Raw genomic sequence first — 20,832 nt, 5'->3', positions numbered from 1 at the left:
TTACACTTAAATAGGCTCGTTTTAATGTACGAGCATATATAAGCCTTCTAAACGCAGGTTTTTAAACGAGTTTCCTTTTATGCAAACAGTTCGACTCTGTGTTCGGATGTACTGCAGAACAGGCGCCAGCCATGACGCCGGAGGAAACGTATGATCGATTTCAAGGCCCTGCTGGGCCAAGGCAACCCACCGCTGGTGGGCATCGACATCAGCACCTCCAGCGTCCGGCTGGTGGAACTGGTGCAAGGCGCCAAGGGCGAACTCCGGCTGGAACGCTACGCCGCCGAACCGCTGCCGCGCAACGCCGTCACGGACGGCAATATCGAGAACATGGACCAGGTGGTGGAAGCCGTGCGCCGCGTCTGGAAGAAGAGCGGCACCAAGGCGCGCCATGCGGCGCTGGGCATGCCGCCCGCCGCAGTGATCACCAAGAAAATTATCCTGCCGGCTGGCATGCCGGAAGACCAGCTGGAAGTGCAGGTCGAATCCGAAGCCAGCCAGTACATTCCGTTCGCGCTGGACGAAGTCAGCCTGGACTTCGACGTGATCGGTCCGGCCGCTAATTCCGCCGAGGATATCGAAGTCATGCTGGCCGCCTCGCGCCGCGAGAAAGTCGAAGACCGCGTGGCGATTGCCGAAGCGTCCGGCCTCAAGGCCAGCGTGATGGATATTGAATCCTATGCCGCGCGCGCCGCGCTGGACCGCGTGATCGCGCAACTGCCCGAGGCGGGCGCGGGCCAGATCATTGCGCTGTTCCAGATCGGCGCCCAGGTCACCCACATTTCCGTGATGCTGGACGGCGCCACCGTCTACGAGCGCGAGCAGCCTTTCGGCGGCACCGCGCTGACGCAGGACATCGTGCGCAGCTACGGCCTGTCCTTCGACGAAGCCGAGGCGCGCAAGAAGACCGGCGACCTGCCGGACAACTACCACGCCGAACTGCTCACGCCGTTTCTGGAAAGCGCTGCGCTGGAAGTCACACGCGCCATCCAGTTCTTCTACACCTCCACCCCGTACACGCGGGTCGACCAGCTGTTCCTGGCCGGCGGCTGCGCGGTGATCCCGGGCCTGCTGGAACTGGTGGCCGCGCGCACGCGCATCTCGAGCGCGGTGATTTCGCCGTTCAAGGGCATGCAGATCGGCCCGTCGGTACGCGAATCGCAGTTGCGGCTGGATGCGCCCGCCTACCTGGTGGCCTGCGGCCTGGCCCTGCGGAGGTTCGACTGATGATACGGATTAACCTGCTGCCGCACCGCGAAGCGAAACGCAAGCAAAAGAAGCAGGCCTTCTATGCGCTGCTGGCGTTGGGCGGCGTGGTGGGCGTGGGTGTCGTGTTGCTGGTGGGCGCCTACAACGCGCGCGCCATCTCGATCCAGGAGCAGCGCAATCAGGTGCTCAAAACCGCGATTGTCGATCTCGACCGGAAGATCGCCGAGATCGCCACGCTCAAGCAGGAAATCGAAGCGCTCAAAGCACGCCAGCAAGCGGTGGAGGATTTGCAGGGCGACCGCAACCAGCCCGTGTATCTGCTGGACGAGCTGGTCCGGCAGACGCCGCCCGGCGTGTATCTCAAGGCGTTCCGGCAGGATGGGCAAAAGGTGGCCGTGAATGGCTACGCGCAGTCGCAGGAGCGGGTGTCCGAGCTGCTGCGCAACCTGGCCGGTGTGTCGCCGTGGCTGGAGCGCCCAGACCTGATTGAAGTGAAGTCCACCGGGCTGGGGCAGGGCAAGACGGCCAAGAAGGTGGTGGAATTCAACCTCAACGTCAACATCAAGCGGCCGCGCGACAAGGACAAGCCGGAAGACGGCGCCAAGGGCAAAGCGCCCGCTGCCCCTGCGGGCGCGCCCGCCAACGTTCCCGCCAGCGGCTCGCCGCCAGCGCACACCTAGGAGCGCCGGCGATGGCCAAAGCCAACCTCAATCTCCATTTGCTGTTTGCGCAGTTCGCCGACCAGTTCCGCGACCTGAATGGCCGCCACCCAGGGCAGTGGCCGCTGGCGCCGCGCGTGCTGTGCGCGGTCGGCGTGACGGCGGTGGTGTGCGTGGCCGGCTATTTCGGCTACTGGAGCTCGCAGTTCGAGGAGCAGGATGCGGGCGCGCAGGTGGAAGCCAAGCTGCGCGACGAATACAAGATCAAGATGGCGCAGGCGATCAACCTCGACGCCTTGCGCGCGCAAAAGGCCCAGGTCGACCAGTACGTGGAGCGTTTGCAGAAACAGCTGCCGAGCAAGGCCGAGATGGCGGCGCTGCTGACCGACATCAACCAGGCTGGCGCCGGGCGCGGCTTGCAGTTCGACCTGTTCAAGCCGCAGCAGGTGGTAGTCAAGGATTACTACGCCGAGCTGCCGATCGACATCAAGGTGACCGGCAATTACCACGACATCGGCGCCTTCACCGGCGACATCGCCAATCTGCCGCGCATCGTCACGCTCAACAACATGGCGCTCAGCACCGGCAAGGATGGCGTGCTGACACTGGAGGCGGTGGCCAAGACCTTCCGTTACCTGGACCCGGAAGAGGTGGCAGCGCAGCGCAAGGCCGCCGCGGACAAGAAGAAGGCGGCGAAAAAATCATGAGGACGCTGACCGCATTGATGGCATTGCTGCTACTGGCTGGTTGTGGCGACAGCGACGTGCAGGAAGTCCGCACCTGGATGAAGCAGGTGGACGCCCAGACCAGGGTCAAGGTGCCGCCATTGGCCGAGCCGAAAACCTTTATCCCGTTTGCCTACGTGCACAAGGATGAACTGGACCCGTTCAATCCCAACAAGCTGCTGGCCGAACTGGCCCGGCAGGCCGCCAGCGGCGGCGCCAGCGGGCTGCATCCCGATACCCAGCGCCGCAAGGAGCTGCTGGAGACGTATCCGCTGGACACCATCAAGATGGTGGGCACCATCGAGAGCAAGGGTGTGCTGTATGCCGTGCTGCAGGTTGACCGCGCTTTGCACCATGTGGTGGTGGGCCAGCACCTGGGCCAGAACTACGGCCGCGTCACCCGCATTGACGATGACAGCGTCAGCCTCAAGGAAATCGTCCAGGACGCCACGGGTGACTGGGTGGAGCGCCTGTCCAGGTTGGAACTGCAGGAAAACAAGGAGACTGCCAAATGAACGCTCATCACACGGCCCGGCGCCTGTTCGCCGCCGCATACTGGGCGCCATTGTTCGCCCTGGCGCTCTGCATGCAGCTGGCGCCCGCGCGTGCTGACGACCGCATCGGCAATGGCATTGAATCGATTACCGCCAGCCAGCAGGGCGCCAACCTCATCGTCAAGATCACGATGACCAATAAACCGGCGGAACCGCTGATTAACTTTGCCATCACCAATCCGGCGCGCATCGTCATGGATTTTGGCGCCACCGTCAATGCCACCGGTAAAACTTCGCAGGAGCTGAACCAGGGCGACCTGCGCAGCGTGAATGTGGTGCAGGCCGGTGAACGGTCGCGGCTCGTCTTCAACCTGAAACGTTCGCTTAATTACGCCACTGCGGTGGACGGCAAGTCGGTCATCCTGACCATTGATGGTTCGGGCGGCATCGCTACCGCAGTGGACGCCAGCGGCTTGCCGGTCAAGGCGGCCACGTCGCCAGCACCGACGGGCCGCCAGATGTTGCGCGACCTGGACTTCCGCCGTGGCGCCAACGGCGAAGGCCGGGTGGTGGTCGATCTGCCCAACAACCAGGTGGCCGTCGATGTGCGCCAGACGCCTACCGGTGTGGTGGTGGACTTCCTGCGCACGGGCGTACCCGACAATCTGCGCCGCCGCCTGGACGTGAGCGACTTTGGCACGCCGGTAGCGCAGGTCACCGCCGTGCCGCAGGGCGAGAATACGCGCCTGACCATCGAGGCGCGCGGCCTGTGGGAACAGACCGTGTACCAGAGCGACACCCAGCTGGTGGTGGACGTCAAGCCGATCAAGGAAGATCCCAACAAGCTGACGCAGGGCTCGCAAGGCTACCGTGGCGAGAAGCTGTCCTTCAATTTCCAGAACGTGGAAGTGCGCGCGGCCTTGCAGGCGATTGCCGACATTTCCGGTCTCAACATCATCACCAGCGATAGCGTCAGCGGCAATCTGACCCTGCGCCTGAAAGAGGTACCGTGGGACCAGGCGCTGGATGTGATCCTGCAAGCCAAGGGCCTGGACATGCGCAAGAACGGCTCGGTAATCTGGATCGCGCCCAAGGAGGAATTGCTGACCAAGGAAAAACTGGAGCTGGAGCAGCGCGCGCAGATTGCTGATCTGGAGCCGCTGAAGTCGGAAATCTTCCAGCTCAATTACCAGAAGGCCGAAGCGTTCAAAGTGGTGTTTGGCCTGGAGGGCGGTGATGCCAAGAACCGCATCCTGTCCAAGCGCGGCAGCGCCATCATCGAGCCGCGCACCAACCAGCTGTTCGTGACCGACATCGCTTCCAAGCTGGAAGATGTGCGCCGCCTGATTGCCAAGACCGACGTCGCCACCAAGCAGGTGCTGATCGAGGCGCGCATCGTCGAGGCCAGCGACACCTTTACGCGCAACCTCGGCGCCAAGCTGGGCTTTTCCGACATGCGTACCATCCGCGGTGGCGATACCGGCTACCAGCTGGGCAACAGCAATACCCGGGTGGCGGTGAGCGGCAATCTGACCGGCGTCGGCGAAAGCACGGGCCAAGTCAAGGTCACAGACAGCAGCTACAACAACACCCAGTTCATCAATCTGCCGGCGGGTAACATCAACGGTGCGCAGGCGGGCAGCCTGGCGGTAAGCCTGTTTTCCTCGGCCGCCAACCGTTTTCTGAACCTGGAGCTGTCCGCGCTGGAAGAAGACGGCACCGGCAAGATCATCTCCAGTCCACGCGTGATCACGGCCGACAAGGCGGTGGCGCTGATCGAGCAGGGCATCGAGCTACCGTACCAGGTGGCGACCAGCAGCGGTGCTACCTCGATCATGTTCCGCAAGGCCAACCTGCGGCTGGAAGTCACGCCGCAGATCACGCCGGATGGCAATGTCGTGATCGACGTTGACGTCAACAAGGACAGCGTGGGCCAGGAAACCCGTTCCGGCTTTGCCATCGACACCAAGCACGTCAAGACCCAGGTCATGGTCGACAACGGCGGCACGGTGGTGTTGGGCGGCATTTACCAGCAAACCGAACGCAGCACCACCGACAAGGTGCCGCTGCTCGGCGACGTGCCCATCCTGGGCTATCTCTTCCGCAGCAACACCCGCACCAACGACAAGACGGAGCTGCTGGTGTTCATCACGCCCAAGATTGTGGCAGACAAGCTGTCGACGGCGCGGTAATTTGATTCACTTTGAATGAGGTGCGCTTCATGAAAAAAATCATTGGATGGCTGGGCGTGATGGCGTGCGCGGGCCTGCTGGCCGCGTGCGGCGGTGGTGGCGGCTCCCCGGGAACGAATAGCAATGGCCAGGCGCCATCGAAGGCGGCCAGCGTGACGCTGACGGCCAGTGCGGCCACGATTGCCTCGTCCGGCCTGGATGGCACGGAAGTGACGCTGACTGTCATCGTCAAAGACGGCGGCGGCAATGCCTTGCCCAATGAAACCGTGAACTTCAATGCCAGCTCGGGCACCATCAGCAACCTGAACCGCCTGACCAACACTTCCGGCCAGGTGGTGGAAAAGCTCAGCGTCAAAGGAGACTCCTCGCTGCGCACCATTTCGATTACCGCCAGCGCGGGATCGATCAACTCGAACACCATCACGGTGCAGGTCATCAGTGCGGTGCCGACGCTGACGCTGACGACGGATTCCGGCACGCTGGCGTCGGCCGGCACCACCGGCAACGAGGTCACGGTCAGCGCGCTGGTGCGTGACGCCAACAATACCGTGATGCCGAACGTCACGGTCGATCTGAAGTCCGACTCGGGCGCGCTGACGCTGACCAACCGCGTCACCAATGCGCAGGGCATCGTGACGGAAAAACTGGGTACCGGCGGTGACGCCACCTCGCGCGCGATCAAGATTACCGCCACCGTGCCGGGGGCCGTGCCAGCCACCACGATCGTCAACGTCACGGGCAACCGGCTCACTATCAATGCTGCGCCGACCATCAATGTGGGCGCCAGCGCTGATGTGACGGTGAAGCTGGTGGATTCGGCCGGCAACGCGCTGGTCGGCAAAACGGTGAACTACAGCTCGAATGCGAATGCGTTGACGGTCAAGGGCGGCGGTACGCCGGTGACCAATTCGGGCGGGCAACTGGTGCTGACCTACACGGCCAGCGGCGGCTCGGCGGACGTGATCACCGTCAAGTCCATGGGCGAGATTGCCTCGGTCGGCATCGCGGTCAATTCCTCCACCTTTGCCATGAAGGCGCTCGATAGCGGCGGCAATCCGGAAACCTCCGCTGCGATCGGCGGCTGCCAGCAGGTGTCTGTCACCAATGCACCAGGCGCCACGGTGACCATCAGCACCTCGCGCGGCACGATTTATGCCGAATCGACGTGCCGCACCACACTGAGCAGTCCGCTGGCGGTGTCCGGCGGTGCGGCCTCGGCCTATGTGAATGCCACCAGCCCCGGCGTGGCGACGCTGACCGCCAATTCCGGCGGCCTCACTACGCAGACCGACCTGGAATTCGTGGCGCCGGTGACCAATGCCACCACCATTTCGCTGCAAGCCGATCCTGCCGTGATCGGCGTGAATACGGCGGGCAGCACCACCCAGCAAACCACGCTGCGCGCCATCGTGCGGGATGGCACGCCGCTCAACAACCTGGTCAAGAACGCGACCGTGGCGTTCTCCATCATCAGCGACCCGAGCGGCGGCACGCTGACCCAGCCGGCCGTGGTCACCACCGGCGCCGATGGCACGGCCACCACCAGCTTCATTGCCGGCACGGCCGCGACAGCGCTCAACGGCGTGCAGATCCAGGCCAAGCTGATCGGCGGCTCCGGCCCGACCGCCGCCGTGAACCTGACCGTGGCGCAGCGCTCGCTGTTCATCAGCGCCGGCACTGGCAATACCGTTGGCGTGCCCAGCACCACGACTTACCAGATGGACTATGCGGTCATCGTGACCGACGCCGCCGGCAATGCCGTGCCCGGCATCAAGCTGACCGCCTCGGTGCTGCCGGTGACGTATTACAAGGGCGTGCAGCAATACACCTTGCCGGCCGGACCGTGGGAACCAGCCAGCCGCACCGCCTGCGCCAATGAAGACCTCAACAGCAACGGCATCCTGGATGCCGGCGAGGATGTCAACGGCAATGGCCGGCTCGACCCTGGCATCCCGGTGACGGTGACGCCGAGCGTGACCACCGACGCCAGCGGCCGCGCCTCGGTGTCGCTGATCTACCCGCGCGACAATGTTTACTGGCTGGATGTGAACCTGACGATACGCGGCCAGGCCAGCGGCACTGAGTCCAGCTACACCTCTCTGGTACACTTGATGGGATTAAGCGCAGATTACGCCATCAAGACGCAGGACCCACCGGGCCGTAGCAGTCCTTATGGTGTCGGTACGCTGTGCAGTAACCCCTTATAGTGGATGTTGAATGCAGAATGTGTTTCTAGTCGGCCTGATGGGGGCGGGAAAAACCACCATCGGCCGCATCCTGGCGCGCAAGCTGGGGCTGAGGTTTATAGATTCTGACCATGAGATCGAGGCCCGTACCGGCGCCTCGATCCCGTGGATCTTTGAAATCGAGGGCGAGGCGAGCTTCCGCCGCCGCGAGGCGGACGTCATCCGCGAGCTGACCGGGCAGGCGGGCATCGTGCTGGCCACCGGCGGCGGCGCCATTCTGAATCCGGACAACCGCGCCTTCCTCAAGGCGCGCGGCACCGTCATCTACCTGCGCGCCAGCGTCAACAGCATCCTGCAACGCACCGCGCATGACAAGAACCGGCCGCTGCTGCAAACCGCCGACCCGCGCAAAAAACTCGAGGAATTGATGGCGGTGCGCGAGCCCTTGTACATGGAAATTGCCGATTTGGTCATCGATACCGGCCGTCCTAACGTACAATCGATGGTTCAGACCATTTTGAACCAGATGGACGCCCTGGCTTGCGAAGCTGCGCCCAACTGCGTCACTCACGCCGAACCATCGATGAACGAACAATCCAACATCCTGTTAAACGTAGATCTGGGCGAGCGCAGCTACCCGATTTCCATTGGTCCCGCACTGCTCAACGACAGCGCGCTGCTGGCCCGCCATGTGAGTGGCAGCAAGGTGGCCATCGTCACCAACACCACTGTGGCGCCGCTCTACCTGGAGCGCATCGAGACGGGGTTGCGTGATGCTGGCAAGCAAGTCACTTCGGTGGTGCTGCCGGATGGCGAGGAGTTCAAGAACTGGGCCAGCCTGATGCAGATTTTCGACCAGCTGCTGGAAACCAAGGCCGACCGCAAGACCACGCTGATTGCGCTGGGCGGCGGCGTGATTGGCGACCTGACCGGCTATGCCGCCGCCAGCTATATGCGCGGCGTCGATTTCATCCAGGTGCCGACCACCTTGCTGTCGCAGGTGGATTCCTCGGTGGGCGGCAAGACTGGCATCAACCACCCGCTGGGCAAGAACATGATTGGCGCGTTCTACCAGCCGCGCGCGGTGATTGCCGACACCTCGACCCTGGAAACCCTGCCGGACCGCGAACTGTCGGCCGGCCTGGCGGAAGTCATCAAGCACGGCGCCATCATTGACGCCGCGTTCTTTGACTGGATCGAAGCGAATATTGACAAGCTGGTGGCGCGCGACAAGGGCGCGCTGGCATATGCGATTGCGCGTTCCTGCGAGATCAAGGCGGACGTGGTGCGCCAGGACGAGCGCGAAGGCGGCCTGCGCGCCATCCTGAACTTCGGCCATACCTTCGGCCACGCGATTGAAGCGGGCCTGGGTTATGGCGTCTGGCTGCACGGCGAGGCCGTCGGCTGCGGCATGGTGATGGCGGCCGACCTGTCGCACCGCATGGGCCTGGTCGATGCGGCTACCGTGGTGCGTCTGCGCAACCTGGTAGCCGCGGCCGGCCTGCCGGTGAAGGCGCCGGACCTCGGCACCGCACAGTGGCTGGAAGCGATGGAAGTCGACAAGAAGAACGAGGGCGGCGCCATCAAGTTCATCCTGCTCAATCCGCTCGGCGCACCGAAGATCACCAACGCGCCGCAGGAGCTGCTGCTGGCGACGCTGGCAGCGCATATCTGACGGGGAGGCTGCGATGTCGCCGGAAGAATACCTCGCGCCGTACGCGGCGCATTCTGAAGGCGGCGTCGGCCGCCGTCATCCCGAGACGGCGCATGCGTCGCGCAGCCAGTTCCAGCGCGACCGCGACCGCATCATCCACTCCTCGGCATTCCGCCGGCTGGAGTACAAGACCCAGGTCTTCCTCAACCATGAAGGCGATTTGTTCCGCACCCGGCTCACGCACAGCCTGGAGGTGGCGCAGATCGGCCGCTCGCTGGCGCGCAATCTGCGGCTCAATGAAGACCTGGTCGAGGCGATTTCTCTGGCGCACGATCTGGGCCACACGCCGTTCGGCCACGTGGGCCAGGACGTGCTCAACGAGTGCATGAAGGATTACGGCGGCTTCGAACACAATCTGCAAAGCCTGCGTGTGGTCGATGAGCTGGAAGAGCACTACGGCGCGTGGAATGGCCTGAACCTGATGTTTGAAACGCGCGAGGGCATCCTCAAGCACTGCTCGCTGAACAATGCGCGCCTGCTGGGGCCTGTGGCGCAGCGCTTCATCGACCGCACCCAGCCGTCGCTGGAAGCGCAGCTGACCAATCTGGCCGATGAAATCGCCTACAACAGCCATGACATCGATGACGGCTTGCGTTCGGGGCTGATCTCGATTGCGCAACTGGAACAGGTGGATTTCTTTGCGCGTCTGTGGCGCGATGTGCAGCTGGCCTTCCCGGGCCTGTCCGGCCGGCGCGCGATTTATGAAACCTTGCGCCGGTTGATCACGGCCTTGGCAGACGACCTGATCGTGACCTCCACCAGCCGCATTGCCGATGCGGCGCCGCAGCATATCGATGACGTGCGCAACGCGCCGCCGCTGATCCGCTTCTCCGATGGCATGCGCAAGGATGCGACCGAACTCAAGCGCTTCCTGCATGCGAATCTGTATCGCCACTACAAGGTCAACCGCATGCGCGTCAAAGCCAGCCGGATTGTGCGTGAACTGTTTGACTCGTTCATGGCGGAGCCGGTGCTGTTGCCGCCGGATTATCAGGACAAGTCCGGCGACGTGAACAAGCAGGCCCGCAAGATCGCCGACTACATTGCCGGCATGACCGACCGCTACGCGATCCGCGAGCACCGCCGCCTGTTCTCCCTCGACGAACTCTGACCTGCCTCAAGCTTCGCTGTTCATTGCTGAGCTTGACCCACGCAATCGTGCGGCGGATGATGGTTGACAGGAGGCGGCCATGGATCAGCAAATCAGCGAGCGGGTCAGTACACTGGAGACCGAGGTTGCCGTCATCCAGTCCACTTACGTGCGCAGGGACGAGCTTGCTGTATTCCGTGAAGAGATGGGCGTGGGATTCGCCAAAACAGAGACAGGATTCGCCAAAGCCAGTGCCAAGACCGATCTGGTATACGCTGAACTCAGTGGCAAAATTGATCTCGTGCGCACTGCGCTCAACGCCAGGATAGACAGCGTGCATACTGAGCTTAGTACCAAGGAGCTCGGCGCCAGGATTGACGCCGGGTTCGCGCGACTCGATACCAAAATTGCGCAATCAACGACTATGTTGCTGAAGTGGATATTCGCCTCCCAGATCAGCGTTGCCGCCATGTTTATCGCGGCGATCAAGTATCTCTAGAACATCCGCTGCTGCGCCTCGCGGCGGTCGCCTACCAGGTCCAGCAGCAGTTTCTTTACCGGTGCGGGCAGGGCAGCTTCGGCAAGCTTGGCGGCGTCACACCAGACGTAGCCGGCCTCGGCCACCATGGCCTGGCGGCGTGCCAGCGTGACCTGGTAGGGCGCAATGTGCAGCTTGTAATGCGTGAAGACATGCGTGACTGTCGACAACCGGTCGTAGGATTCCAACTCACCGAAGCGGCCCACTGCCTGTGCCAGCGCACCGTGGTCAGCATCGGCGACCTCGTCGTCCTCGGCCGCGACATGGCCTTCCAGTTCCGGCAGGGACAGCAAGCCGCCCCAGATGCCGGTTGGCGGCCGCTGTTCCAGCAGCACCTGTCCGTTATCGACTATCGCCAGCATCACGGTGTGCTTTTCCGGCGTCGCCTTTTTCGGCTTGCGCACCGGCAGGTCCTTGGTACGCTGGGTGGCAAACGCCACGCAGCGCGGCTGCATCGGGCAGCGCTCGCACGACGGACTGCTGCGCGTGCACAAGGTCGCGCCCATGTCCATCAGGCCCTGCGTGTACGACTCGATGCCCGTCTCCGGCAACAGCGCTTCCGCGCGCCGCCACATGGCGTCCTCGGTCTTTTTCTCGCCCGGATAGGTGTCGATGCCAAACACGCGCGCAAACACGCGCTTGACGTTGCCGTCCATGATGGCCGCGCGCCGGCCGCTGGAAAACGCCGCAATCGCCGCTGCCGTTGAACGGCCGATGCCAGGCAACTCCGCCAGCAGCACGGGATCGGCAGGGAATACGCCGTCATACTCCGCCACCACGCGCTGCGCGCATTTGTGCAGATTGCGCGCCCGCGTGTAATAACCCAGGCCGCTCCATTGCGCCATCACATCTTCCACCGGCGCGGCGGCCAGATCGCGCAGGGTAGGGAAGCGCTCCAGGAAGCGCGCGTAATACCCGAGCACTGCCGACACCTGCGTCTGCTGCAACATGATTTCAGACAGCCAGATCAGATACGCGTCGGTGGTGTTCTGCCAAGGCAGGGCGTGACGGCCATGGACTTTTTGCCAACCGATCAGATCGGCCGAAAAACTGGGATCTGCAAAATTCTCTACTGCGACTACTTTCATCGTGTTCCTAATTAAGCGGCGGCGTCGAGCGCCACAAACTCCGCGTTGATGGCAATGCTGATGGCGCCAGCCAGTTCGTTGAGACGCATCTTCTGCGCTTCCAGCTCTTGCTGGCTGCGTTCAAACGCATCGATTTTCTGTTCCAGGCTGTCGGTCGCATCGTGGATGCGCTGGATCGACGCCAGCCGGTGTTTCAACTGATCCTTATGCTGCCGGATCTGCGCCTCCAGCGGCGCCATGATGACCTTGAGCCACGCTTCCGCATCGTTGTTGGCGGCCTTGAAGCAGCCGCGCACGCGCGAAGCGATGGTGTCGAAGAACTTCTCCATCAGCACCACGCGGCTGGTGGTAATCAGGGTCGCCGTGCCGAAGGTCTTGTAGTAGATCGCCTCGATGCTGGCCATCTCGTCGCGGTACGGCGCCAGCGAGAACGGCATCGGCAGCGCCAGCGTCAGGCCGTGCTCGCTGGAGAAGCGGCGATACATCACACCCATCATCTCGGTGATCTCGATGGTCTTGCGCTCCGCCGCGTCCAGATTGGCGCGCGTGCGTTCGAAATAGCTGCGCACCGCATCGCGCACGCCGATGAAAAAGCGGCTGCGCTGCATCTCTTCGCGCACCTGCTCGATATCGTCGCGCACGATGTCCATGCCCATGCAGGTGTACAGCTCGGTCGACAGGCGCGTGAAGACCGCGCGTGTCGCCTGCAGCTTGAACAGGCTGGCGTCGAACTCCTTCTTTTCCACATCTATGCGGCGCATCATGTGCGCCACCACGCTGTGGTTCTTGCCGCGCAGGCTCTTCAGCTCGTGCAGCTGCTCGACGATGCCGCGGATGCGCGCGTTCAGCATGCCTTGCTGCGCCGTGCTCAGGGCCTGCAAATCCTCGCTCAGATGCCGGCGCACGATGTCCTTCTTGGCCGGAATCAGCTCATTGAACAGCGCGCCTTCGAGCGCATGCAGGCGGCTGCGTGCCTGCAGCTCGACATCGTGATTGATCTTGCCCACCAGCGCCTTTTGCGCCGACACGGGAAACACCTGGCGCGGCTCCAGCGCCAGGATGTGGGCGACATTGGCCTGCTGGCGTTCGATCTCGGCGTTGACGTCGTCTTCGCTGCGCAGCTCATCCCACATGCTATCGATTTTATTCAGCACCACCAGGCGGCCCGCGCCGGCGCCGATGTGATTGCGCCAGACTTCGATATCGCTCTTGGTCACGCCGGTATCGGCGGCCAGGATGAACAGCACTGCGTGCGCGTTCGGGATCAGGTTCAGCGTCAGCTCGGGCTCGGTACCGATGGCGTTCAGGCCCGGCGTATCCAGGATCACCAGGCCCTGCTTGAGCAGCGGATGCGGGAAATTGATGATCGCATGCCGCCACAGTGAAATTTCCACGTGGCCGTTGTCATCCAGTGTGACCGGCATGTCGGGATCGTCCTCATCGTACAGGCCGTAGCGCTTGGCTTCTTCCACCGGCACATAGCGCGTCTTGCTGACCTGCTTGAAGGCCTCGTGCATGTCGGCGCCCGCGTCCAGGTTCAGCGGCAGCACGGTCCACGCGGCAGGCTGGTCGCGGTAATCGCCGGTGGACAGGTTGTCGGCCCGCGTTTCGATCGGCAGCAGGCGGATCGACGGCGCCAGGCTGGCATCCCACAGCAGCTCGGTCGGGCACATGGTGGTGCGGCCGGCGGCGGACGGCAGGATGCGCTGGCCATATTCGGCAAAGAAGATGGCGTTGATCAGTTCCGATTTACCGCGCGAGAATTCCGCCACAAAGGCGACCGACAGCTTGTCATCCGCCAGCCGGGTCAGGGTGCGGACAATGCGCTGCTCGGTGGCGGCATCGGTCAGGGCTGCGCCCGCCATCCACGTCTGATAGTTTTTCAGCGCGTTGACGACGCCCTGCCGCCAGGCGCTGTACTGTTCAAAATCCCTGACCATCATCTGTCTGCCCTTATTTTTGGCAATTTACACAATAGAAGGTAGAACGCTGCCCTTGTTTGATCTGGCGTATCGGCGCCGCGCACACGCGGCACGGCACACCAGTCCGATCATAGACGAAATAGGTCTGCTGGAAATATCCGGACTGCCCATTCACGCTAATAAAATCGCGCAGCGTGCTGCCGCCCTGGACGATGGCCTCGGCCAGGATCTCGCGCACCGCCTGCGCCAGCTTCTCGTAACGCGCCAGGCTGATGCGCCTGGCCGGCGTTTTCGGGTTGATGCCGGCCCGAAACAGGCTTTCCGACGCATAGATATTGCCCACGCCAACCACGATATCGCCCGCCAGCAGCACCTGCTTGACGGGCGCGCTGCGCTGCCGGGTCTGATCGTACAGCAATTTCCCGCTAAAGCCCGCTTCCAGCGGCTCCACGCCCAGTTCGCGCAGCAGGATGTGGTGCTCCAGGTCGCCATCGGCAGCGTCATGCCACAGCACCGCGCCAAAGCGGCGCGGGTCTTTCATGCGCAGCACCTGGCGGCCGTCCGGGCTGTCCACTTCCAGATCGAAATGGTCATGTTTTTCCGGGGCAATGCCGGGCGCCATGACGCGCAAATGGCCCGACATGCCCAGATGGATGATGAGCGTGCCATGCTCGAAGTGCACCAGCAGGTACTTGCCGCGGCGGCCCGTACTCAGCACCTTGCGGCCCGCCAGCAGCTGCGGCAAGGCGGGCGGGAAGGGCCAGCGCAGGCCCGCGCGGCGCAGCACGACCGCGCGCACAGTGCGGCCTTCGATATGGGGCGCGACGCCGCGCCGGGTAACTTCGACTTCTGGTAATTCTGGCATCTGTCTGGCTGGAGTGGAAAGATAGGCTGGGAATCTGGCCGTAGCGGAATATTTGGTTACACTAGTCAAACTCCGCGCGCGATGCGTTCGGCGTAAAATCTGACGTACTTGCTGACTTGCCAGGATTCCCCTTTGAAAAACGCTTTCGCCATTGTAACCCTCTCTGCCTTGCTGTCGGCGTGCGCTATCGCGCCGCAGAAGCAGGCCGAGTCCGCCGCAACGCCGCAGCCCGCCACGCCTGCCGAACCGGATACCGCCGCTGCAGCGGCCGAAGCTCCGGCCCCCACGCCGGAAGCGCTGCCCAATACCGAGCTGACCGGCGATCTGCTGTTCCGCATCACCAAGGCGGAACTGGAGTTCAAGCAGGGCGACTGGCAGGGGCCGTACATCACCATGATGGCGCTGGCGCAGCAGACGCGCGATCCGCGCCTGGCGCGCCGTGCCGCAGAAATGGCCATGACGGCCAAGCAGGGCGGCGAGGCGATGTCGGCCATCCGTCTGTGGCGCAGCCTGGCGCCGGACTCGGACGATGCGATGCAGTACTTCCTCGGTTTTGCCGTGGCCGGCGATGACCTCAGCGAAGCGGAAGCGATATTCGAGCAACGCCTCGCCAATGCGCCGCCGGCGGCACGTCCGCTGGCCATGTTCCAGATGCAGCAATACCTGCTGCGCGCCAAGGACAAGGCGGCCGCCTATACGCTGCAGCAGCGCGTGCTGGGGCCGTATGACAGCGTGATGGAGTCGCACCTGATCCTGGCCCAGGGCGCGTTTGCCCTGAACGATCCCGTCACTGCGCGCGCTGAAGCGGCCAAGGCGCTGGCCATCAAGCCGGATTCCGAACTGGCCATCCTGACCAGTGCACAGGTGTCGGGCGACATCGACTCTGCCGTCAAAGTACTGACCGGCTTCCTGCAGCAATATCCCAAGGCGAACGAAGTGCGCGCCGCCTACGCCCGCCTGCTGGTGGACAACAAGCAGCTCGACGAGGCACGCAAGCAATTCCTGATACTGCTCAAAGAACAACCGGACAACATTGCCACCCTGTTTGCGCTGGGCGTGATCGGCACCCAGACCAACAATCTGGATGAGGCGGAAAAATACTTCAGCCGTTTCATCGCCGAACTGGAAGCCCATCCCAACGATGAGCGCGACCCGTCGAAAGCCCTGATGATCCTGTCGCAGATCGCCGAACAGCGCGGCGATCTGGACGCGGCCTACAACTGGCTGGACAAGGTCGACAACAGCGATGAAAAAATCTATATCGCCGCCCGCATGAAAATGGCGGCGCTGACTGCGCGCAAAGGCAATGTGGACGAAGCGCGCAAGCAGCTGGCCGACCTCAAGCCCAGCGACCCGAACGATCAGGCGCAGGTGTTCCAGACCGACGCCCAGCTGCTGCGCGACGCGGGCGACCACCGCGCCGCGTTCGTGGTGCTGGAAAACGCCATCAAGCGCTATCCGGGCAATCCCGACCTGCTGTACGACTATGCCCTGGTGGCGGAGAAGCTGGGGCAGGTCGAGCTCATGGAACAGTCGCTGCGCCAGGTGATGATTGCCGCGCCGGACAACCAGCACGCCTACAACGCGCTGGGCTACTCGCTGGCCGAGCGCAACGAGCGCCTGCCGGAAGCCTATACGCTGATCGACAAGGCCATGAAAATGGCGCCCGGCGATCCCTTCATCATGGACAGCATGGGCTGGGTGCAGTACCGCATGGGCAACCTGAGCGAGGCGGAGAGCTATCTGCGCCGCGCTTACGCGTTGCGCAGCGATCCGGAAATCGCCGTGCACCTCGGTGAAGTGCTGTTTGCCAAAGGCGATGTCGATGGCGCGCAAAAGATCTGGAAAGAAGCGCGCGCCAAAGATCCCCAAAACGACGCGCTGAAGAGCACACTGGCGCGCCTCAACCAAAGCCTGTAAATGATACGACCACTACTGATTGCTGTTGCCCTGAGCGCGCTGGCCGGCTGCGCCAGCACGCCTGCCACGCCACGTTCCAGCGCCGCCGTTGCGCCCTACCGCGACAGCGTTGACCTGAATGGCCGCATCGCCATCAACTACAGCCGCGACGGCAAGAAGGAATCGCTGAACGGCACCTTCAGCTGGCATCAAAGCCAGGCCAACACTGACGTCAACCTGATTTCACCGACCGGGCAGACGGTGGCCGTCATCAACGTGACGCCGCGTTCGGCCACGCTGACGGAAAGCGGCAAGCCGCCGCGCACCGCGCCCGACCTGGATACGCTGACGGCGCAGACGCTGGGCTGGACCTTGCCGGTGTCCGGCCTGCGCGACTGGCTGCAAGGTTATGCCACCGACAGCGATGGCAAGCGCTTTGTCGCCTCGCCAGCCAACGACAACGTCATCACGCGCGACGGCTGGAAGCTGGAGTACATGAGCTGGCAGGACGAGAGCGCCAAGGTGCCGCAGCCCAAGCGCATTGACGTCACGCGCATCGCGCTGGGGCAGGCGGTGGAAGATATGCAAATCCGCATCGTCATCTATCCCGCCGGCCAGTAAAATGCACGCATGACTGAACTGAACCATTGCCCGGCGCCCGCCAAGCTCAACTTATTCCTGCACGTGAATGGCCGCCGTGCAGACGGCTATCACCTGCTGCAAACCGTGTTCCAGCTGATCGATCACGGCGACACGCTGCACTTCACGCTGCGCGACGACACGGTGCTGCGCCGCGTGACCGACATGCCGGGCGTGCCGGAACAGAGCGACCTGATGATTCGTGCGGCAACGCTGCTGCAGGCGGAAGTGCTGCGCCGCACGGGCGTGCTGCCGCGCGGCGTCGATATCGCGATTGACAAGGTGCTGCCCATGGGCGGCGGCGTGGGCGGCGGTTCGTCCGATGCGGCCACCACGCTGATGGCGCTGAACAAGTTGTGGAACGCCGGACTGAGCCGGCAGGAACTCATGGATCTGGGCCTGCCGCTGGGCGCCGATATCCCGTTTTTCATCTTTGGCGAGACCGCGTTTGCCGAGGGCGTGGGCGAGGCGTTGCAGCCGGTGCAGGCGCCGGATTGTTGGTATGTGGTTATCGAACCTGGTGTCATGGTGCCAACAGCTGCAATTTTTGGCTCAGAACAATTGACAAGGGATACGCCGGTCGTTAATATAGCGGACTTTTCCAGCCACTCCAGAATAGCGGGGTTTGGAAAGAACGACTTGCAACAGGTAGCAACGAAGTTATTCCCGCCGGTAGCAGAAGCGGTAGAATGGCTAGGTGCTTACGGTGATGCCAGGATGACTGGCTCAGGTGCATGTGTGTTCAGTGCGGTAGCATCCGAGGACGACGCCGACGCGGTACTTGCAAAAGTGCCAGCGAAGTGGAAAGCCTGGAAAGCCAAAGCGCTGCAACAGCATCCGATCATCGCGAAGTTGTAGGGCGGAAAAAAGAATTTGCGAAGCGTGAAAATGGCTGTATAATATTGGCCTGTAACGACGAGCAGTCAGTTGCGTAGGGGAATCGCCAAGCTGGTTAAGGCACCGGATTTTGATTCCGGCATACCAAGGTTCGAATCCTTGTTCCCCTGCCATTCGTTTGTATCTGGACCCGTCGAGGCGTATGTCTCCGGCCAGATAGAGCAAAAGTGAGGCGCACAATGCGCCTCATTCTACTTGTTTCAGTGCCACGCGGCTTCCGCTGGCTTTCTTCAAAATCTTCTACAACTTCTCTGGGACTCCCATGGCTTACGAAAACCTGATGGTTTTTACCGGCAACGCTAATCCCGCGTTGGCAGAAGGAGTCGCAAAAAATCTCGGCATCCCTCTCGGCAAAGCGAACGTTTCGAAATTCTCGGACGGCGAAGTAATGGTTGAAATTAACGAGAACGTCCGCGGTAAAGACGTCTTCGTTCTGCAATCGACCTGCGCGCCTACCAACGACAACCTGATGGAACTGATCCTGATGGTTGACGCACTGAAACGTGCATCTGCTGGCCGTATCACCGCAGCGATTCCTTACTTTGGCTACGCCCGTCAAGACCGCCGTCCACGTTCCGCACGTGTGGCGATTTCGGCCAAAGTGGTTGCCAACATGCTGGAAGAAGCCGGCGTTGAGCGCGTCCTGATCATGGATCTGCACGCAGACCAGATCCAGGGCTTCTTCGATATCCCGGTTGACAATATTTACGCTTCGCCAATTCTGCTGAGCGATCTGCAGAAGAAACACAACGAAGACCTGCTGGTGGTATCGCCAGACGTCGGCGGTGTGGTGCGTGCCCGTGCACTGGCAAAACGTCTGGGTTGCGACCTGGCCATCATCGACAAGCGCCGTCCAAAAGCCAATGTCTCCGAAGTGATGAACATCATCGGTGACGTTGAAGGCCGTAACTGCGTGATCATGGATGACATGGTCGACACCGCAGGTACCCTGGTCAAGGCAGCGGAAGTGCTGAAAGAGCGCGGCGCCAAGAAAGTCATCGCTTACTGCACGCACCCGGTGCTGTCCGGTCCTGCAATCGACCGCATCAACAGCTCGTCGCTGGATGAGCTGGTCGTGACCGACACCATTCCGTTGTCGGACGCCGCCAAGCAGTGCACCAAGATCCGTCAGCTGACCTGCGCACCACTGCTGGCAGAGACGTTCAAACGCATCATCAAGGGCGATTCCGTGATCTCCCTGTTTGTCGACTAAACGGCAAACGACAAGTCAGTTTTTCAGGCGGCGCGCCCGGTTTTCAGCCGGGCGCGCCGTTTTTCCCGAAGCGCGCCTGGTCGCGGGGCGCTTCATAACACGGGGCGCGAGCCCTGTTATTTATTGGAGTTTCACATGAAAGTTGTTGCATTCAAACGCGAATTGCAAGGTTCCGGAGCGAGCCGCCGCCTGCGCAATTCGGGCCAAACCCCTGGCATCATCTACGGCGGTACCGAAGCACCGGTGACCATCGCCCTGGACCACAACGCCCTGTACCACGCGCTGAAAAAAGAAGCGTTCCACTCGTCGATCCTGGACCTGGAAATTGACGGCAAAGCAGAAAAAGTTCTGCTGCGCGACTTCCAGATGCACGCATTCAAGCAACTGGTACTGCACGCTGACTTCCAGCGCGTTGATGCCAACAAAAAAGTGCACATGAAAGTGGCACTGCACTTCGTCAACGCTGACGTTTCGCCAGCTGTCAAGCTGCACGGCGCAACCATCAGCCACGTTGCCAACGAACTGGAAATCGAATGCCTGCCAGCTGACCTGCCAGAATTCGTGACCGTTGACCTGACCAACGTTGATGTTGGCCACTCGGTCCACGTTGCTGACCTGACCCTGCCAAAAGGCGTGACCGCTGTTACCCACGGCAACAACCTGACCATCGCTACCGCATCGGTACCAGCTGGCCACGTTGCTGCTGAAGCTGCTGCTGCTGAAGAAGCCAAGAAGTAATCTGACTTCTTAGTCACAAGAACCCGCCCGCGCTAGCGCCGGCGGGTTTTTTTATGCGTAAGCGTTAACCCGCAACCCGGATGCCGGGGTCTGACCCGACGGGGCGGACCCCTCTCAGCCGCATTGCGGGGTAAAAGTTTGCGATAATCGTATTTATTTAACTGAACACTCCCATGGCAATACGCCTCATCGTTGGCCTCGGCAATCCCGGCCCGGAATACGAACAAACCCGCCACAACGCCGGCTTCTGGCTGGTCGACAACCTCGCCAATGACAGCGGCGCGCGCCTGCAGCGCGAAACCAAGTACAACGCCATGTTCGCCAAGGCCTCGATCGCCGGCCAGGAAGTGTATCTGCTGGAACCGCTGACGTTCATGAACCGCTCCGGCCAGTCGGTCGGCGCGCTGTGCCGCTTCTTCAAGATCAGCGCCGACGAAGTGCTGGTCGTGCATGACGAGCTGGACCTCATGCCGGGCACTGCGCGCCTGAAAAAGGGCGGCTCCTCGGGCGGCCACAATGGCCTGAAAGACATCACCGCCGCGCTCGGCACACAGGACTACTGGCGCCTGCGCATCGGCATCGGCCATCCGCGTACGCTGAACCTGGCGCAGCAGGTGGCGGACTTTGTGCTGCACCGTCCGCGCCGCGAAGACCAGGAGCTGATCGAGCGCGCCATCGAGAAATCGCTGCTGGTCCTGCCACAAATCGTCAAAGGCGAATTCCCCGCTGCTACCACCAAGTTGCACACCGACTGAAAGGACGCA

18 protein-coding genes and 1 tRNA gene are annotated in these 20,832 nt (G+C 62.3%); 16 read left to right on the top strand and 3 right to left on the bottom strand.

Annotation, left to right across the window (positions count from 1 at the left end; all coding sequences use genetic code 11):
- Positions 1–150: 150 nt before the first annotated feature.
- The 9 genes from GTP58_RS10830 to GTP58_RS10790 all read left to right on the top strand — a co-directional run bounded on the left by GTP58_RS10830 (position 151) and on the right by GTP58_RS10790 (position 10,768).
- Entirely contained in the window at positions 151–1,227 is a 1,077-nt protein-coding gene (locus tag GTP58_RS10830) for a pilus assembly protein PilM (protein ID WP_072786851.1), read from the top strand.
- Positions 1,227–1,889: a PilN domain-containing protein gene (locus GTP58_RS10825; RefSeq protein ID WP_161077529.1), complete on the top strand. Its 663-nt coding sequence runs from the start codon at positions 1,227–1,229 to the stop codon at positions 1,887–1,889. Before GTP58_RS10830 ends, GTP58_RS10825 begins: the two co-directional genes overlap by 1 nt.
- 11 nt (positions 1,890–1,900) lie before the next feature.
- Complete coding sequence (locus tag GTP58_RS10820; RefSeq protein ID WP_161077528.1) at positions 1,901–2,575, top strand: type 4a pilus biogenesis protein PilO; 675 nt, start codon at positions 1,901–1,903, stop codon at positions 2,573–2,575.
- Positions 2,572–3,108, top strand: a complete 537-nt coding sequence (locus tag GTP58_RS10815) for a pilus assembly protein PilP (protein ID WP_161077527.1) — start codon at positions 2,572–2,574, stop codon at positions 3,106–3,108. Before GTP58_RS10820 ends, GTP58_RS10815 begins: the two co-directional genes overlap by 4 nt.
- Positions 3,105–5,279, top strand: a complete 2,175-nt coding sequence (gene pilQ / locus GTP58_RS10810) for a type IV pilus secretin PilQ (RefSeq protein ID WP_161077526.1) — start codon at positions 3,105–3,107, stop codon at positions 5,277–5,279. Before GTP58_RS10815 ends, pilQ begins: the two co-directional genes overlap by 4 nt.
- Positions 5,280–5,308: 29 nt before the next feature.
- Positions 5,309–7,486: an Ig-like domain-containing protein gene (locus GTP58_RS10805; RefSeq protein ID WP_161077525.1), complete on the top strand. Its 2,178-nt coding sequence runs from the start codon at positions 5,309–5,311 to the stop codon at positions 7,484–7,486.
- A gap of 10 nt (positions 7,487–7,496) precedes the next feature.
- On the top strand, positions 7,497–9,140 hold the full coding sequence (gene aroKB, locus GTP58_RS10800; protein WP_161077524.1) for a bifunctional shikimate kinase/3-dehydroquinate synthase AroKB: 1,644 nt from the start codon (positions 7,497–7,499) through the stop codon (positions 9,138–9,140).
- A 13-nt stretch (positions 9,141–9,153) separates the two neighbouring features.
- The gene (locus GTP58_RS10795) at positions 9,154–10,290 is read left to right on the top strand and encodes a deoxyguanosinetriphosphate triphosphohydrolase (RefSeq protein ID WP_161077523.1); all 1,137 of its coding nucleotides are present in this window, start codon (positions 9,154–9,156) and stop codon (positions 10,288–10,290) included.
- A 79-nt stretch (positions 10,291–10,369) separates the two neighbouring features.
- Positions 10,370–10,768, top strand: coding sequence for a hypothetical protein (locus tag GTP58_RS10790; protein WP_161077522.1), 399 nt, complete (start codon positions 10,370–10,372; stop codon positions 10,766–10,768).
- Here the strand turns inward: GTP58_RS10790 and mutY are convergent.
- The 3 genes from mutY to mutM are packed head-to-tail and all read right to left on the bottom strand — an operon-like array spanning position 10,765 to position 14,682.
- Complete coding sequence (gene mutY, locus GTP58_RS10785; RefSeq protein WP_161077521.1) at positions 10,765–11,895, bottom strand: A/G-specific adenine glycosylase; 1,131 nt, start codon at positions 11,893–11,895, stop codon at positions 10,765–10,767. The two genes, GTP58_RS10790 and mutY, sit on opposite strands and share 4 nt — an antisense overlap.
- Before the next feature lie 11 nt (positions 11,896–11,906).
- Entirely contained in the window at positions 11,907–13,835 is a 1,929-nt protein-coding gene (locus tag GTP58_RS10780; protein ID WP_161078116.1) for a dynamin family protein, read from the bottom strand.
- A gap of 13 nt (positions 13,836–13,848) precedes the next feature.
- On the bottom strand, positions 13,849–14,682 hold the full coding sequence (mutM, locus tag GTP58_RS10775) for a bifunctional DNA-formamidopyrimidine glycosylase/DNA-(apurinic or apyrimidinic site) lyase (protein ID WP_161077520.1): 834 nt from the start codon (positions 14,680–14,682) through the stop codon (positions 13,849–13,851).
- Between the two features lie 132 nt (positions 14,683–14,814).
- Here mutM and GTP58_RS10770 point away from each other — a divergent pair, with 132 nt between their 5' ends.
- From GTP58_RS10770 to pth, 7 genes are all read left to right on the top strand, one after another.
- Positions 14,815–16,602, top strand: coding sequence for a tetratricopeptide repeat protein (locus GTP58_RS10770; RefSeq protein ID WP_202413633.1), 1,788 nt, complete (start codon positions 14,815–14,817; stop codon positions 16,600–16,602).
- A complete protein-coding gene (locus GTP58_RS10765; RefSeq protein WP_161077519.1) occupies positions 16,603–17,202 on the top strand; it encodes an outer membrane lipoprotein LolB in 600 nt (199 codons plus the stop codon). It abuts the gene before it with no gap.
- Positions 17,203–17,211: 9 nt separating this feature from the next.
- Positions 17,212–18,078, top strand: a complete 867-nt coding sequence (ispE, locus tag GTP58_RS10760; protein WP_161077518.1) for a 4-(cytidine 5'-diphospho)-2-C-methyl-D-erythritol kinase — start codon at positions 17,212–17,214, stop codon at positions 18,076–18,078.
- Positions 18,079–18,153: 75 nt separating this feature from the next.
- Positions 18,154–18,230 (top strand) — tRNA-Gln (locus tag GTP58_RS10755).
- Between the two features lie 149 nt (positions 18,231–18,379).
- Positions 18,380–19,330, top strand: coding sequence for a ribose-phosphate pyrophosphokinase (locus GTP58_RS10750; protein WP_072786864.1), 951 nt, complete (start codon positions 18,380–18,382; stop codon positions 19,328–19,330).
- A 135-nt stretch (positions 19,331–19,465) separates the two neighbouring features.
- A complete protein-coding gene (locus GTP58_RS10745; protein ID WP_072786865.1) occupies positions 19,466–20,068 on the top strand; it encodes a 50S ribosomal protein L25/general stress protein Ctc in 603 nt (200 codons plus the stop codon).
- Positions 20,069–20,241: 173 nt separating this feature from the next.
- Entirely contained in the window at positions 20,242–20,823 is a 582-nt protein-coding gene (gene pth / locus GTP58_RS10740) for an aminoacyl-tRNA hydrolase (RefSeq protein ID WP_072786866.1), read from the top strand.
- Positions 20,824–20,832 lie beyond the last annotated feature (9 nt).

Origin of the sequence: Duganella sp. CY15W (assembly GCF_009857555.1) — a bacterium.
Taxonomy (GTDB): domain Bacteria; phylum Pseudomonadota; class Gammaproteobacteria; order Burkholderiales; family Burkholderiaceae_D; genus Rugamonas; species Rugamonas sacchari.
The sequence above is the reverse complement of the archived record's forward strand: the minus strand, read 5'-3'. Positions and strand labels throughout refer to the sequence as shown.

Coding starts and splice junctions, on each gene's coding strand:
- GTP58_RS10790 (WP_161077522.1), top strand. CDS start 10,370: ATGGATCAGCAAATCAGCGAGCGGGTCAGTACACTGGAGACCGAGGTT.
- GTP58_RS10780 (WP_161078116.1), bottom strand. CDS start 13,835: ATGGTCAGGGATTTTGAACAGTACAGCGCCTGGCGGCAGGGCGTCGTC.
- mutY (WP_161077521.1), bottom strand. CDS start 11,895: ATGAAAGTAGTCGCAGTAGAGAATTTTGCAGATCCCAGTTTTTCGGCC.
- ispE (WP_161077518.1), top strand. CDS start 17,212: ATGACTGAACTGAACCATTGCCCGGCGCCCGCCAAGCTCAACTTATTC.
- mutM (WP_161077520.1), bottom strand. CDS start 14,682: ATGCCAGAATTACCAGAAGTCGAAGTTACCCGGCGCGGCGTCGCGCCC.
- pilQ (WP_161077526.1), top strand. CDS start 3,105: ATGAACGCTCATCACACGGCCCGGCGCCTGTTCGCCGCCGCATACTGG.
- GTP58_RS10825 (WP_161077529.1), top strand. CDS start 1,227: ATGATACGGATTAACCTGCTGCCGCACCGCGAAGCGAAACGCAAGCAA.
- GTP58_RS10815 (WP_161077527.1), top strand. CDS start 2,572: ATGAGGACGCTGACCGCATTGATGGCATTGCTGCTACTGGCTGGTTGT.
- GTP58_RS10830 (WP_072786851.1), top strand. CDS start 151: ATGATCGATTTCAAGGCCCTGCTGGGCCAAGGCAACCCACCGCTGGTG.
- aroKB (WP_161077524.1), top strand. CDS start 7,497: ATGCAGAATGTGTTTCTAGTCGGCCTGATGGGGGCGGGAAAAACCACC.
- GTP58_RS10820 (WP_161077528.1), top strand. CDS start 1,901: ATGGCCAAAGCCAACCTCAATCTCCATTTGCTGTTTGCGCAGTTCGCC.
- pth (WP_072786866.1), top strand. CDS start 20,242: ATGGCAATACGCCTCATCGTTGGCCTCGGCAATCCCGGCCCGGAATAC.
- GTP58_RS10765 (WP_161077519.1), top strand. CDS start 16,603: ATGATACGACCACTACTGATTGCTGTTGCCCTGAGCGCGCTGGCCGGC.
- GTP58_RS10795 (WP_161077523.1), top strand. CDS start 9,154: ATGTCGCCGGAAGAATACCTCGCGCCGTACGCGGCGCATTCTGAAGGC.
- GTP58_RS10805 (WP_161077525.1), top strand. CDS start 5,309: ATGAAAAAAATCATTGGATGGCTGGGCGTGATGGCGTGCGCGGGCCTG.
- GTP58_RS10745 (WP_072786865.1), top strand. CDS start 19,466: ATGAAAGTTGTTGCATTCAAACGCGAATTGCAAGGTTCCGGAGCGAGC.
- GTP58_RS10750 (WP_072786864.1), top strand. CDS start 18,380: ATGGCTTACGAAAACCTGATGGTTTTTACCGGCAACGCTAATCCCGCG.